Source organism: Marininema mesophilum, assembly GCF_900106775.1.
GTDB classification, from domain to species: Bacteria; Bacillota; Bacilli; order Thermoactinomycetales; family DSM-45169; genus Marininema; species Marininema mesophilum.
Genome location: NZ_FNNQ01000002.1, coordinates 287,887 through 302,373, shown reverse-complemented (window position 1 = coordinate 302,373; position 14,487 = coordinate 287,887). Strand labels below are relative to the sequence as shown.

The window sequence follows — 14,487 nt, the reverse complement described above, 5'->3', positions numbered from 1 at the left end:
TTGATCCGTGCTTTGTGCCAATTGGAACCGCCTTTGGTTCGTTGGCTCATGATGCGCTGTGCTTTGGCTAGCTTCTTTTCGTACTGGCGGAAATACCGAGACGGTTTTACTTGGGTTCCGTCCGTTAGAATCGCAAAGTCTTTCAGCCCCAAATCAACACCGATTACTTTCTCTTTGGATACAGACACAACCGGACACGCGTTGATTTCACACAACACCGATACAAAGTACTTCCCCGTGGGATTACGCCGGATGGTTGCAGAAAGAATCCGTCCCTCTACTTCACGGGATTTGGCAACCTTCACCCATCCGAGTTTCGGGAGCCTGATCCGATTGGCTATCACCTCGATGGTGGCCTTTCCCTTTTTCGGATGGTTGCACTGACTAGTGTAGGATTGGACACGATTTCGTTTGCTTTTGAAGCGTGGACGGTCATTTTGCTTTTTGAAGAAGCGAGAGAAGGAATCTGCTAGGTGTTTCAAGGTATTTTGAAGCGAAGTAGAATCGACTTCCCGTAGCCAATCGATCTCTTTTTTTAAGGCAGTCAGTTGGGCAGAACAGGTTCCATAGGTCAGACCTTTTCCTGTGCTGTCATAGAATTCGTTCCATCTGGCTAGAAAGTGATTAAATGTGAAACGACTACATCCAATGGATTTATGGATGAGAATGGTTTGTTCCTTTGTTGGATACAAGCGAAATTTAAACGCTTTGTGCATGGGTTTACCTCCCCTTTACCTAATTATATACGGGGATTATCAGCCTTGCGAGAGGGAAGATCTCCCCTCTCTCGTCTGACGCTCGCTTTCATCCCAACCTTGAAGGGCTGGGTTTTCCCGCTCGCAATCTATAAAAAAATCCCTTCAGAGTTTTAGTAAGTGGCTTTCTTCTTACTGTGAACCCTGAAGGGGATACTATCAATAGTAGGAGTTTTTTTATCGACCGCCGGTCTCATAGGTTTTTCCAATTGCAGCAGGAGCTTCTGCTCGACCGACGAAACCTGCGAGGGCCAAGATCGTTAATATATAAGGAAGCATGTTTAGTGCTTCACTTGGCACATAGGTGGTTAGACCAATTAACTGACCTTTCAACGCAAGAGCTACGGCAAAACCAAAGAAGGTCGAGGCACCCAAAACTCCAAAGGGATGCCATTTCCCAAAAATCAAAGTAGCTAGCGCAATAAACCCTTGCCCTGCAATGGTTGATTCACTAAATTGGCTACCGATTGCGATGGACAGACTTGCTCCACCTAAGCCTGCTAAGGCACCACTGATCAGAACACCCGTATATCGCATACGGTACACATTTACTCCCATCGTCTCAGCGGCTTGAGGGTGTTCACCAACTGCCCGTAGTCGCATACCAAAAGGAGTGCGATAAAGTACCACATAACCAATAAAAACAATGATTAAAGCAAGATAAGTGGTTGGAAAGGCACGGAAAAGGGCGGGCCCGATAACTGGGATATTTTCTAACCCCGGAATCGGCATTGCTTGTAGAACATCTTGCACATCGGGTGTTTGACCAGATCCTTTATATAGAGATTTTACCAAATAAACAGCAACCCCTAAGGCTAGGAAGTTAAGCGCTACACCACTAACTACCTGATCTGCTTTAAAGGTAATTGAAGCAATCGCATGGGGAATGGAAAACAGCATACCCGCTAACATCGCAGTTACTAAACCAAGCCATGGATTGTGTGTTTCAAGGGTTGTTACAACAGCGGTGAATGCACCAATGGTCATTAGACCTTCCAAGCCGATATTCACCACACCTGATCGCTCAGAGAACAATCCTCCCATCGCAGCCAAAAGGAGTGGAGTCATATAAAGCACCGTCGTTGCCAAGATATCCGTCAACGATTCAATCACCACTCTTCACCGCCTTCTCGTTGGACTCTTTTACTTTTTTCTTCTTCCGACGCTGAGATGCCCACCGGACAATATTGGCCGCTACAAAGAAGATAATTGCAGCAAATACAACACGGATCACCTCACGGGGAACACCTGCAACAAACTCCATGTTGCTTCCTCCGTAGGTAAGAATCCCAAACAAAGAAGCAGATAAAACGATCCCAAAGGGAGTATTTCCACCAAGAAGGGAGACTGCGATTCCATCAAAACCAATCCCTGTATAGGATGCCTGAATCGATTGATAGCCAGATGTTCCAAGGAGTTCCGATGCTCCAGCAAGCCCAGCAAAGATACCACTAATCATCATAGACAACACAATATTGCGAGACACATTCATCCCTGCATACTCAGACGCATGAGGATTGAAACCAACGGCCCGCAATTGATATCCGGTTGTCGTTTTCCACAACAGATAGTACATAAAAATAGCGGCTACAATTGCGATAAAGATTCCAAAGTGAACACTAGAACCATCAAACATTTGACTTAAAAAGCTCCAATGGAGGGAAGCAGACTCAGGAACATTCTTCGTCTTATCAGCACCCTCTGTCAGCCATTCTGTAACAGCCAAATTGGAGAGATACAACGCAATAAAATTCATCATAATCGTTGTAATAACCTCATGAACGCCCCGTTTTGCCTTTAGATAACCTGGGAGAAAAGCCCACAGCGCACCACCTAGGGCACCAGCAATCACGGCAACTATAGCGTGAAGGACAGGGGGCAAATCCAACTTAATGGCAACAATAACTGCAGCAAGTTGACCAATAATAAACTGTCCTTCCACCCCGATGTTGAATAGGCCTGTCCGAAATGCGAGACCGACTGCTAGACCCGTCAGGATCAATGGAGTAATCGACCGGATCGTCTCACCAATATCAAAGGGCTGTAAAAAAGCACTTTGAAAAAGAGCGATATATGCCTGAATAGGGTTGTAACCTGCCAGGATCATCATCACTCCACCAACCAACAAGCCCATAATTACGGAGATGAGCGATGCGAAAAAAGATGATTGTTTATTAATCTTAGATAACACCTGCATGCTATGAGGTCACCTCCGTACCTGCTCGATAACCAGCCATCAAGAGGCCAATCTCTTCTTCAGTAGTAGATGCTGGATCTACCCAACCAGCGATCTTTCCTTCATAGATTACAGCAATATGATCGGACAACTGCCAGATTTCCTCCAGTTCTAAGGACATCAGAAGAATCGCCTTCCCTTTATCCCTCTGCTCAATCAATCGGCGATGGATGCCTTCAATCGCTCCAACATCCAAGCCCCTAGTAGGTTGTGCAGCAATGAGGAAATCAGGATCCCGATCTACTTCACGAGCGATAATCCCCTTCTGCTGATTTCCACCAGAGAGTGCACGTGCAGGCGTATGAATATCAGGGGTGCGCACATCAAATTCTTCAATCAGTCGTTTTGCATAACTATGAATCGCAGGGTACTGCAAGGACCAACCCTTTGCAAAGGGCTTCTGATCAAAGGTTTGCAACACCATGTTTTCACCAATGGAGAAATCTAGAACCAATCCACGACGATGACGATCTTCTGGAATATGCCCTACACCACTATGGGTGATTGTTTTGGGCTTTAAGTTGGTAATTTTCTTTCCATTGAGAATAACTTCTCCTGATTGAACTTTCTTTAGCCCTGTAATGGCTTCGATTAGCTCTGACTGTCCGTTGCCATCTACACCGGCTAGCCCAACGATCTCTCCAGCCTTAATCTCCATATTCAAGCCACGTACAGCGTCAACTCCGCGACTATCCTGTACCCGAATATCACGAATGGATAAGATCTTATCCTTTGGCTTAGCAGGTTTCTTATCAACTGTAAAGGAAACATCCCGTCCTACCATCATAGATGCCAAACGATTTTCATCCGTATCGGCTACTTCGACGCGTCCGATAAACTTCCCTTGACGAATGATGGTCACCACATCACAGATACGCATAATCTCTTTTAGTTTATGAGTGATAAAAATGATCGTCTTTCCCTCTTTAACGAGGTTCTCCATGATGACAATCAATTCATCGATTTCTTGTGGAGCAAGTACAGCTGTTGGTTCATCAAAGATCAGAATCTCCGCACCACGATACAAGGTTTTTAAAATCTCTACCCGTTGTTGCATACCAACAGAGATATCACGAATCTTCGCCCGCGGATCTACTTTTAATCCATAGCGGTCAGAGATCGCCTGTACTTCTTTTTCTGCTCTTCGTTTGTTGATCATCCCATTAGTAGTCGGTTCAGAACCGAGGATGATATTTTCTGTTACTGTAAAGGGATCTACAAGCATGAAGTGTTGATGGACCATCCCAATCCCCAGCTCCCCTGCAACTGTGGGACCCGTGATTTCCGTCTCTTTTCCTTTGATGAGAATCTTACCCTCATCGGGTTGATAAAGCCCAAATAAGATATTCATCAACGTAGATTTACCGGCACCATTCTCACCTAGAAGCGCGTGAATCTCACCTTGCTTCACCTTAAGATTTACTCCATCGTTGGCTACAATTCCAGGGAAGCGCTTCGTGATTCCTTTCATTTCTACTGCATCCATTGATTCCTTCCCCTTTCCAAAACGGAGGAAAGGACCAGCTGAGCCGGCCCCTTCCTCCGTGCCTGATGATCGCCTTGACGGTCCTGTTACGGTTTGAATTTCCTCAATTCGTCTTCAGTAGCGGGCACCTTGATCTTACCGTTAATAATTTGCTGTTTAAAGTTGTCCACTTTTTTCAGGACCTTAGCTGGCACATGCTTCTTGGTCGTATCCGAATACGTAACTCCGTCTTCCTTGAGGCCCAGTTCTACTTGTTCACCGCCTGGGAACTTACCATCCTTCACTTTTTTCATCACGTCATAAACAGCTACATCGACGCGCTTCACCATGGAGGAGAGTGTATGATCGGGAGCCAACTTTGACTGATCCATATCGACACCGATTGCCCAGTACTTGCCTTTTTTACGAGTTTTCACTTCGTTAAATAGACCTTTTCCTACTCCACCAGCAGCATGATAGATGATATCAGTACCACCATTGTAAAGACTGGATGCAAGCGCACGGCCCTTCGCGCTATCCGTGAAGCTTTCAGCGTAAACCACTTTTACTTCTGCTTTTGGATTCGCTGCTTTAACCCCTGCACGATAACCGGACTCAAATTTCTTGATTAGTGGGGAAGTGATCCCACCGATGAAGCCGACTTTATTGGTCTTTGTCATGGAACCAGCGATGACACCCATCAAGAAGGAACCTTCTTCTTCTTTAAAGGTAACCGCAGCGACATTTTTGGGGACTTTACCACCCATATTCGTATCTACAATAGCAAAGTTCTGATCTTTAAATTGGTTCGATACTTTTTGTAGCGCTGCTTGAATTTTAAAGCCCATGCCCCACGTAATGGTTCGCTTTTCCCGAGCAAATTTGGTTAGGTTAGGAATATACTCGTCGTCCCGCTTGGATTCCAGAGCCTTCACATTAAAGTCCATATCTTTACCGGCTTTCTGGAGACCCGCCCAGGAAGTTTGGTTAAAGGATTCGTCGCTCAAACCACCAACATCCGTTACGAGACCAGCAGTTGCGCCCTTATTTCCTCCATTTTGAGCCGCCCCACAACCTGCGACGGTCACAAGCGCTGCACTAAGAAGCAACGCACCGAGTGCTTTCAGCTTCACTTTTTGAATCCCCCTTGGTTGAGTGCTTGGAACAATCGGATCAGACGACCCCGCCCCCCATATGTAAGCGCTTGTAAAAAATGGCTAGAGCAAACTACTATGGAGGGCTTTTTCCGTTTCTCTTTGGTTAACTTGGCTGACCTATTCCATGCTCTTATGTTATACCATGCTCGACATCTTTTTTCTACACTTTTTATATAACGTTGAAGTCATGCTAATTAATGGAATTTTTTTCAAGCATTCTGTTGCTGTCGCCATTGTTCGGGATGTAAAAGGACTTCTCGCGGTTTACTACCCTCATAGGGGCCCACAATTCCTCGCTGCTCCATAAAATCTATCAATCTTGCCGCCCTTGTATAGCCAATTCGAAGCCGTCTTTGCAATAGAGATACTGACGCTGTTTTTGCTTCAACGACCAATTTAACCGCATCAGGAAAGAGATCATCCTCCGCTTCTTCAGTAGTCGATATCTCTGCTTCCTGTGGAATCATTTCTTCATTGTAGTCCACCTTTTGTTGCTCTTTCACAAACTTAACAACGGTTTCCACTTCTTTATCTGACAGAAAGGAGCCCTGTACTCGTGTCGGCTTGGAAGCACCTACAGGAAGATAAAGCATATCGCCCCTTCCTAGAAGCTTCTCTGCTCCTCCCATATCCAAAATCGTGCGGGAATCCGCCTGGGCAGAGACACCGAAGGCAATTCGAGAGGGAATGTTGGCTTTGATCACCCCAGTAATAACATCCACTGAGGGCCGCTGAGTAGCAATAATCAAATGAATACCCGCAGCTCTTGCCATTTGGGCTAGACGACAAATAGCATCCTCAACTTCAGTTGCTGCTACCATCATCAGATCAGCAAGTTCATCCACTATCACTACGATATAGGGTAGAAGACTCCCTTCTTTTTTCTCCCTTACTCCCTGATTATAGCGTTCGATATCCCTTGCTCCCGATTTTGCAAATAAATCATATCGTTTTTCCATTTCCGCAACGACTTTCTTCAGTGCCACGGCTGCTCGCCGTGAATCTGTCACTACTGGAGCAAGCAAATGGGGGATTCCATTGTAAATATTAAGCTCTACCACTTTGGGATCAATCATCATAAACTTCACTTCATGAGGCTTTGCCTTATACAAAATGCTACAAATGATATCGTTAATACATACACTCTTCCCGGAGCCTGTAGCACCCGCTACCAATAAATGGGGCATTTTAGCTAAATCCCCTACGATTGGCTCTCCTGAAATGTCTCTTCCAAGCGCAATGGACAATTTCGAGGGAGATTCATGATACTGTGAACTTTCAAGCACATCGCGTAATCCTACAACGGAGACCTCCGTATTGGGAACCTCAATGCCAATTGCCGCTTTTCCAGGAATAGGAGCCTCAATCCGTATATCCTTCGCTGCAAGGGAGAGGGCAATATCATCGGATAAATTAACAATTCGGCTTACTTTGACACCAATGTCTGGTTGCACTTCATAACGTGTAACCGCAGGTCCGCGATGAATCTGTGTAACCTTTGCTTTTACACCAAAGCTTTCCAAGGTCGTTTCCAATTTACGAGCATTTTCAGTCATGCCTTTACGTTCTTGGTTCCTACCACTCTTCTTTTTCTTTTTCAATAAGGAATAGGAAGGAAGACGGTATTTAGGTAATTCTTGTTCCTGATTGAACTCTACCACAACTGCACTGCTCTTTGGTTCTTCTCCCTCTGGCTCACTAGGTATAGCTACTGATTGAGCAGAAGCGTTCTGTTTTTGCTCTTCTTTCCCTTCTTGCGGAAACAATTCTGGCTGTTCTAACTCTCCTGTTCGATAATTTTCTTCTTCCTTTTCGGAAAAATCATGGATGACAGGCACCTCGGCTGGATTCTCTGTCTCAGGGGATACCTCAGCAGAAGAATTGGGCTCTGCCTTCCTTTTTCGCAAAGGGTGCGACTGCTGCTTATCTTTGTTTTTGTTAGCAAACCGGCGAACCATATGCGTTTTCCACTCGCGAACCCATTGTTGTGTCCCCTCACGGGTAGAACGCAGTGTGTTAACAAAGGAAGACCCCGTCGCTAAAAGCCCCCCTGCCAATCCCAGCGCAATCACGGCTAGGGTAGATCCTGTACGGTCAAAGAGATACTGAAAAAGAGCATATCCTAAACCGCCAATCATTCCACCCCCGATATCTGTCGGCAATGCCGATGTTCGTCCTGCAAGGATCTGGTTCCAAGTCGTCTGAATCACTGGACCATCCATCCCCCGAGCTCGCAGACTCTCGAAGGTCTCCATATGGTTCCATATTAAAAAGGCAAATACAATCAATAAAATTCCCGTCCATCGCCTTGACCAGCGATTGGGCCAATGGCGTTTCATCATTACATAAATCGCAACGATTAACCCCCCAAGGGGTAATATAAAATCCCAATTCCCTACAAAAAAACGGGAGAGATATGTAAGCGACCTCCCAACAGCACCCAGTTGTGCTAATGCCATCACAGACAAGGTCAAAATCCCAATCCCATAAAGTTCATACAGGATCGCCTGTTGGAGACCCGCTTCTTTCTTTTTCTTTCCTTTTGCCATGGTAGGATCACCTTTTCTGCCTTTTCCATCAATCTCTTTATCTAATTTCGATTATAACATGGAAAGACCCTCCAACCGATGGGAGGATCCTTTAAGTAACGATTAAAATAAGGTGACCATATTGCTTGGTTGAAAACCACCAATGCCCTTCAATCTACCCAAGTACAAGTAGACAGTAAACATTGGTAACTCCCAGGTGCTTATAGGATGCTCCTCCTTTATTATCCATCATCCAACTCAACCCTCTTCTGCCCTAGTGAATAAAGGTGGCATTCAGGTCTATCGATAAGTTTAGAGGTTTAATTATCGCCAGTATCTGGTCCTTCCCCCGAATCAATTTTGAAAGGTACCTGATTTTTAAATGCTGTTTTATATTCTTTTATCAATTTATCTTTCTCTCCTTGATTATCAATCTTTGTGTGACCATATTGTGTCGCAATATTATAAAAGGAATGCTCATCTTCGTATTTTACAACAAACATATATGTCTCACTTTCTTTAATCATTTCATCTCCTGCAACAAGAACTCTTTCTTCTCCATCATATCCTCCGAGTTGATTCACTACCACTTCCCCTGAAAGTTCCCCTTTAATATTTTCTATCACTTTTACATTAAATTGAGTCTCTGGAGTATCCCTTAAAAATTTCTTAGTCCCTTTTTTCGATATCACTTCGCCAACAAATACATTATCTGCCCAACCCACCCTCTTTTTTGGATCACTTAAATCCACAGCTGAACTAGTGTGCAGGGTTCTAGTAGATGGCTTATCTAACTGTACATATGCAAACACCCCTCCCATCCCCACCATCATTCCACATAGCGCAATGCCAAGTAATCGTCGTTTATTCAATGAACTCCCCCCCCTTCATTTCCATAATTTTTTGTAATCATTTATATCATGGCTTTTAGGTGTATGGGCCGCATATATACATTCATTACCTGTCCATCATAACTGTGTGCTAATCCCAATGCATGCCTTACTGGACTTGAGTCAATAAGTGAGACAGTAAAAAGTTAAGTCTAAGCAGTAGCCAGCTTGATAAATGAAATAAAGTATGAATACTCCGAGTTAGTTTAAACGGTAAATAAAAATAATTAAATTTTATCAGGGCATTTCTCCAGCGTAAATAGGGAGATTTGAACGACCATTGTAGTAGTTGAGAATTGCTTCACGCAAGGAGACTGGATATAAAGGAAAACTCTTTAATTCTTGGATAGAGAGCCACTCAACTCCTATTTGCTCCCTATCCTGCTTAAGGTATTTTGAATTTTCTCGTTTTAAACCACACGTAAACATAAACTCTACTCGATGAAAATCTTGGTCTATAAAACATTCCCGAAGAAGGATAACTTTACTAACCTCTACTTCAACTCCCGCTTCTTCAAGTAACTCACGCTTAACTGTTTCAGGTAGTGTTTCTCCAGGTATTTGACCACCACCTGGTAGTAGATAGAATATGCCATCTTGATCTTTATGTTTAATTACAAGTAGTTTATTTTCATGAATCAAAATAGCTTTTGCAGAATTTCTTATTTTCATTTTTGTTCCTTTCCGACCGCTATTTAAAAATTTACAAGCATTTCATGTTAATAAAAAGTTAAGTCTAAGATGTTGACGTTCAAGGAAAGTCGTTAGCTCTTCGCTAGTATATTGCGAACCTAGGTCGGAATGTAGGATGAGACCCGGGCTCGTGGTCTGTTCATTGAGGGCATACTGAATAGCCTTCCTCACAACCGCTGTTGTCATCGTTCGTGAGAAGGAATAGGCAATCATCTTTTTGGAGTGTAGATCCATCACGGAGGAGAGATAGCACCATCCGTCTCTTAGCGAAGGAATATACGTGATATCTGAAACCCATTTTTGATTCAACCCAGTGGTTGAAAAATCCCGTTTCCCTTCTTTTATGGGAGAAGTCCCTTTGCCAAAAGGACGAAATTTCTTGTACGTGATGGACGCAATTCCTAGCCTTTGCATGAAACGTTGAACTCGCTTGATACTCACAGAAAGCCCTTGATTCTCTATTTCTCTCTGAGAAGGCTTACGATTCTTGATACGGTAATAGCTGCTTCGCGCAATCCCTAACACTTTGCAGACTCTGCCTGATACAACTCCACTACCGATTCTTTAAATTTCTGATTGTACCAACCGTTTGCTTTCTTTTTCATCTGGACACATCCCTTTGTTCCTTATTCTATGGACTTAACTTTTCTGTGTCCACAAAACCATACTAACTCCACCTCAGCCACTTCAACGTTGTGTATTTCATTAATAGTAGCCCGATTTATCAGGGCTAATTGTTAGATTCCAATGAAGTTAGCAATTCTATTAGACTTAAACAATATAATCGGTTTCAAGTCAAAATCCCGATCCCATAAAGTTCATACAAGATTGCCTGTTGGAGACCCGCTTCTTTCTTTTTCTTTCCTTTTGCCATGGTAGGATCACCTTTTCTGCCTTTTCCATCAATCTCTTATCTAATTTCGATTATAACATGGAAAGACCCTCCAACCGATGGGAGGATCCTTTAAGTAACGATTAATATAAGGTGACCATACTGCCTGGCTGAAAGCGGGGATCAAGATAGTGAGCGGGATCAGGAGAGTGAAGGCGATGAATTCGTGCATTACCTCCGACCATTTCTACTGTCATTAAGACTCCCTCTATTTCTACTTCCCGGTAATCAGGTGTTGGGGCCGATGAATCCACAAGGGCCAACTCGGGTGGAACGATAGAATAGTAAATCACTGAACCACTCCCTCACTGGCCTTATTCTCATCAATCAATCGATTCAACTCTGCAAGCGCATCCCCAAGACCACCCACACGATCAATTAGGCCATATTTGACCGCATCTGCTCCAATCACATTGGTCCCAATATCCCGCGCCAATTCACCTGTACGGAACATCAATTCTCGAAACTGCTCCTCAGTACAATTGGAGTGATTCCTCACAAAACGAATCACCCGCTCTTGCATTTTCTCCATGTATTCAAAGGTTTGTGGAACCCCTACCACAAGGCCAGTCAGACGTACTGGATGCACAGTCATGGTGGCTGTCTCTGTGATGAAAGAAACATTCGAGGATACTGCAATCGGCACCCCGATACTATGCCCGCCTCCTAGGACGAGGGAGACCGTCGGCTTCGTCATGGTTGCTAACATCTCAGCGATCGCCAAGCCCGCTTCCACATCGCCCCCCACCGTATTGAGGATGATCACAACCCCTTCAATGTTCTCATTCTGCTCGGCCGCTACGATTTGTGGAATTACATGCTCATACTTGGTCGTCTTATTTTGCGAAGGCATCACCAAATGCCCTTCAATCTGCCCAATTACAGATAAACAATAGACATTGCTAGCCAGCTGGGGCACATTAGCCTGCCCCAGTGACTGAATCGCATCGACAACCCCTTTTTTCTTCTCAGATTCTGTGTGTTTATCCGGCTCACCCTCCGGATCTTCAGGCTGACGTTGTGGTGGCACCCCAGGTGCTTTTTGGGGTGCTCCTTCTTCATTCATTTGATTATCCATCATCCAACTCAACCCCCTTCTGCTCTAGTATGTACTTTGGTATAGGTAGACCATTCAGCACAACAAAGTTAAGGGAGAAAGAACAATCAGACTGAGTCGTAGGATAAGTTTAAATACATAAATGTCTTATTCATTTCTCAAAGAAGGGACCTTGAACAAGGTCCCTTCTTTGAGAAATATTTATCCATTATTTAGCTGGAACTGTATAGTTATAGGGCTTGTCTCCATTACCATTTCCGGACTGTGATTGCTTTTCTGATTTTGATTGCTTATCAGCCTTCGAATCCTCGTCTGACTCTTGCTTTTTAAACTTCACCCGAACATCAAAATCAGTACCCAATTCTGCTTTATATTGTCCGGTTCCCTTGAAACGTAGTTTCTCCGCTTTGCTTTTTAACTTATATTCTTTAGGCAAATGATTGGCCCATTTGAAATACTCATACGTTATACCGTTAAAGTCCCCTTCAATGTTACTCGACTTGTAATGGACGCTTAAAGGACCGCCGATTGTTGCATTTAAGTTTACTTTTCCCTTTGCTTTAACTTTTTTTAAATACACTTTTACCAATGCTGTTGTATGTGGTGGAACTTCGATGTTTTGGGATTTAGCTGTATAAGTCACCGTATCTGTTGAGGTTTTCGCTTCAGCACTACTGTAGTTATATTCGGCAGAAAGTGTGGTAGATGATCCAATTCCCAGGAATGACGCGTTGATCGTCTCTGACACTCCAGCTTTAAATCCGTTGGTGACAGTCGTAGTAATAGTTTCAGTAACTTGTTTTGAAAACTCTTGACTGCTCAAATTCTGAGTCTTTTCAGAATTATTTACCAGTCTAGAAGTTCCAAAATACATGTCGGGCCCTGGATCGTACTTAGGCTTCCCTTTTTTCGTGACTTTTGCATCTGTAATTTGCAAATCCGACGAATTAACTGTTGCTTGACACGTTTCTGCAGACTCATTTTCACAAAATGCTTCGTTCACTGAACCATTAAAATCTGTAAACGTTTGTGGAGATGCTGCCAATGCCGTTGACTTCACTCCAGAAGTAAGTAGAAGAGCAACAACCACGACCATAACTAATTTCCTTATTGGTTCCCCCATGATTTTTCTCCCTTTTTTAACCTTATACAATTTTCAATTAATAGTGTATACACTACATTCATTTTAATCAAGCATGAATATGTAGAATTTTTGTAAAAATAATAAAAATATAATGTATTATATTTGATTAAATCAAATCAATCTGTATTATAACAATTCATCAAATATATTGATAATTAGCCGTTTATACACCTTATTCATTGCCCTATTCAATCAGGATTCTATACGATTAATTTGATAAAAATATATATTTTACCAATATAATTACTTCATGATAATAATATTAATTGTTTAATTTATCAATATGTATTTTTTAGTCGCAAATATGCACTCCAGCTACTCTTCCCTAAGTCGCTATCTAGCAAGAACAGATTCGTGCACCCTTTTATCTCCTTACAGGAATCCACTATTAGTGCACTAAAAAACATTCGACCTGACCCGACTTCCATACCGCTCGCCTCATTGCAAGGGAGTTAAAACCTACTGTTGAGGAAATTTGGCCTTTAGACACAAAAAGGCCTCCGCATGCTTTATCGGATGCGGAGGCCTTTTTTCATTTCACGAATGCGCGCTGTACTTCATATCGATTTCGGTGGCCTTCACCAAATCGCTCGATTTGAAACCTTTTGCGCTCATGTCAGCTATGGGAGTCTAATTCAGGATCCAGTTCTATAGGGCAAACCTGTCCGGCTAACCAAGGTTCACCTAGACGAGTATCTACCTTTAAGAATTGAGGAGAAAAGTTCATAAGAACCCTCCTCTTTTTTTCGGGATATTGTGTGACCTCTTTTATCTGACTTTGCAGATATGAATCGTGATAATCAAAACAAGTGCTCAATTTTTTTCTCAAACCAAAGTAGGTATTTTCTAATGAATAATCTTCCCTAACAACTTGTTGCAATCCATCAATAATAATACATATATTTATCTTCCCTAGAATGATGTTTTGTAATATTTCGATATTATTCAGAAGTTTATATGCATAACACAATTTATTATCTTCCATATTAGCAATTTTCGCTTCGTATAGTACGATCACCATATTAAATAATTGAATGACGGATAATTCTCCATGTACTATGATATTGGAAGTATGAGTCCATGTTTTTTTTATTCCTACAAGTGAATCGCCTAAATCACCGCCTTCACTTTTCTTTCTTTCCATAATCAGAACCCTTTCCTTCATCCTCTATGAGATCGTCTTCAATATAATCTAAGGAATCGTCATAGCTAGTTGTTTTGCGTTTTTTACCCTTTTTATTTTTCTCTTGGGTGTTCGTTTTATTTACTTTAGGATTTCTGTTTTCCGTATTGGAGTTGTTATCCGAATCATCCCAATAATCTACATAGGTTTCGTCAAAAATTTTATCGTCCTCATCTATTTCGTTCCCCTGCTGATAGAAAGCAACTATACTATCTAATTTTTGGAGAGTAACCCACTCTTGTAGAACCAAATTCGTCATAAATTTGTTCAGGTTACTCTCAATATCTGTTAGTGACAAACTTTGATCGCCCTTGTTGTATCGGGAAAGTAATACCTGCATTTTGTCCGCGTTTGCATTAATTAAATGGGATTGAGCTATTTCTTGCAAGGCAATGGATTCAAGGATATCCATGGTGACTTTTGTCCTAGAGGGTCTATGTTGTTGCTGGGGAAACTCAGGAATACTCATATATTAGTACCTCCTTCT

General features: G+C 42.7%; 14 protein-coding genes. All 14 read right to left on the bottom strand.

Going from position 1 to position 14,487, the window contains the following annotated elements; translation table 11 throughout:
• Window positions 1-716 (bottom strand): RNA-guided endonuclease TnpB family protein (locus BLV90_RS03530; protein WP_143034979.1); only part of this gene is annotated, 716 nt, incomplete at its 3' end.
• A 216-nt stretch (window positions 717-932) separates the two neighbouring features.
• Window positions 933-1,871, bottom strand: coding sequence for an ABC transporter permease (locus BLV90_RS03525; RefSeq protein ID WP_091736213.1), 939 nt, complete (start codon window positions 1,869-1,871; stop codon window positions 933-935).
• The gene (locus BLV90_RS03520) at window positions 1,861-2,952 is read right to left on the bottom strand and encodes an ABC transporter permease (protein WP_091736211.1); all 1,092 of its coding nucleotides are present in this window, start codon (window positions 2,950-2,952) and stop codon (window positions 1,861-1,863) included. The genes BLV90_RS03525 and BLV90_RS03520 overlap by 11 nt, the downstream gene beginning before the upstream one ends.
• Before the next feature lies 1 nt (window position 2,953).
• Complete coding sequence (locus BLV90_RS03515; protein WP_091736209.1) at window positions 2,954-4,477, bottom strand: ABC transporter ATP-binding protein; 1,524 nt, start codon at window positions 4,475-4,477, stop codon at window positions 2,954-2,956.
• An 86-nt stretch (window positions 4,478-4,563) separates the two neighbouring features.
• The gene (locus BLV90_RS03510; protein WP_177167876.1) at window positions 4,564-5,589 is read right to left on the bottom strand and encodes a BMP family lipoprotein; all 1,026 of its coding nucleotides are present in this window, start codon (window positions 5,587-5,589) and stop codon (window positions 4,564-4,566) included.
• 233 nt (window positions 5,590-5,822) lie between these two features.
• Complete coding sequence (locus BLV90_RS03505; RefSeq protein ID WP_091736205.1) at window positions 5,823-8,162, bottom strand: DNA translocase FtsK; 2,340 nt, start codon at window positions 8,160-8,162, stop codon at window positions 5,823-5,825.
• 299 nt (window positions 8,163-8,461) lie between these two features.
• Window positions 8,462-9,013 carry a hypothetical protein gene (locus tag BLV90_RS03500; protein ID WP_091736203.1) on the bottom strand — a complete coding sequence of 184 codons (552 nt, stop codon included), beginning with the start codon at window positions 9,011-9,013 and terminating at the stop codon, window positions 8,462-8,464.
• Window positions 9,014-9,268: 255 nt separating this feature from the next.
• The gene (locus tag BLV90_RS03495; RefSeq protein ID WP_091736201.1) at window positions 9,269-9,703 is read right to left on the bottom strand and encodes an NUDIX domain-containing protein; all 435 of its coding nucleotides are present in this window, start codon (window positions 9,701-9,703) and stop codon (window positions 9,269-9,271) included.
• 42 nt (window positions 9,704-9,745) lie between these two features.
• Window positions 9,746-10,249 carry a DDE-type integrase/transposase/recombinase gene (locus BLV90_RS03490; protein WP_091736199.1) on the bottom strand — a complete coding sequence of 168 codons (504 nt, stop codon included), beginning with the start codon at window positions 10,247-10,249 and terminating at the stop codon, window positions 9,746-9,748.
• A 450-nt stretch (window positions 10,250-10,699) separates the two neighbouring features.
• Window positions 10,700-10,909, bottom strand: coding sequence for a YlzJ-like family protein (locus BLV90_RS03485; RefSeq protein WP_091736197.1), 210 nt, complete (start codon window positions 10,907-10,909; stop codon window positions 10,700-10,702).
• Window positions 10,906-11,697 (bottom strand): ClpP family protease, encoded by a 792-nt coding sequence (locus tag BLV90_RS03480; protein WP_091736195.1) that lies wholly within the window; start codon window positions 11,695-11,697, stop codon window positions 10,906-10,908. Before BLV90_RS03480 ends, BLV90_RS03485 begins: the two co-directional genes overlap by 4 nt.
• Before the next feature lie 184 nt (window positions 11,698-11,881).
• A complete protein-coding gene (locus BLV90_RS03475) occupies window positions 11,882-12,796 on the bottom strand; it encodes an ETX/MTX2 family pore-forming toxin (protein ID WP_091736193.1) in 915 nt (304 codons plus the stop codon).
• Between the two features lie 637 nt (window positions 12,797-13,433).
• Window positions 13,434-13,961, bottom strand: coding sequence for a hypothetical protein (locus BLV90_RS03470; protein ID WP_091736191.1), 528 nt, complete (start codon window positions 13,959-13,961; stop codon window positions 13,434-13,436).
• Entirely contained in the window at window positions 13,942-14,469 is a 528-nt protein-coding gene (locus tag BLV90_RS03465) for an alpha-helical endospore appendage domain-containing protein (RefSeq protein ID WP_091736189.1), read from the bottom strand. Before BLV90_RS03465 ends, BLV90_RS03470 begins: the two co-directional genes overlap by 20 nt.
• Window positions 14,470-14,487: the final 18 nt, after the last annotated feature.

Coding starts and splice junctions, on each gene's coding strand:
- BLV90_RS03495 (WP_091736201.1), bottom strand. CDS start 9,703: ATGAAAATAAGAAATTCTGCAAAAGCTATTTTGATTCATGAAAATAAA.
- BLV90_RS03520 (WP_091736211.1), bottom strand. CDS start 2,952: ATGCAGGTGTTATCTAAGATTAATAAACAATCATCTTTTTTCGCATCG.
- BLV90_RS03505 (WP_091736205.1), bottom strand. CDS start 8,162: ATGGCAAAAGGAAAGAAAAAGAAAGAAGCGGGTCTCCAACAGGCGATC.
- BLV90_RS03480 (WP_091736195.1), bottom strand. CDS start 11,697: ATGATGGATAATCAAATGAATGAAGAAGGAGCACCCCAAAAAGCACCT.
- BLV90_RS03475 (WP_091736193.1), bottom strand. CDS start 12,796: ATGGGGGAACCAATAAGGAAATTAGTTATGGTCGTGGTTGTTGCTCTT.
- BLV90_RS03465 (WP_091736189.1), bottom strand. CDS start 14,469: ATGAGTATTCCTGAGTTTCCCCAGCAACAACATAGACCCTCTAGGACA.
- BLV90_RS03470 (WP_091736191.1), bottom strand. CDS start 13,961: ATGGAAAGAAAGAAAAGTGAAGGCGGTGATTTAGGCGATTCACTTGTA.
- BLV90_RS03515 (WP_091736209.1), bottom strand. CDS start 4,477: ATGGATGCAGTAGAAATGAAAGGAATCACGAAGCGCTTCCCTGGAATT.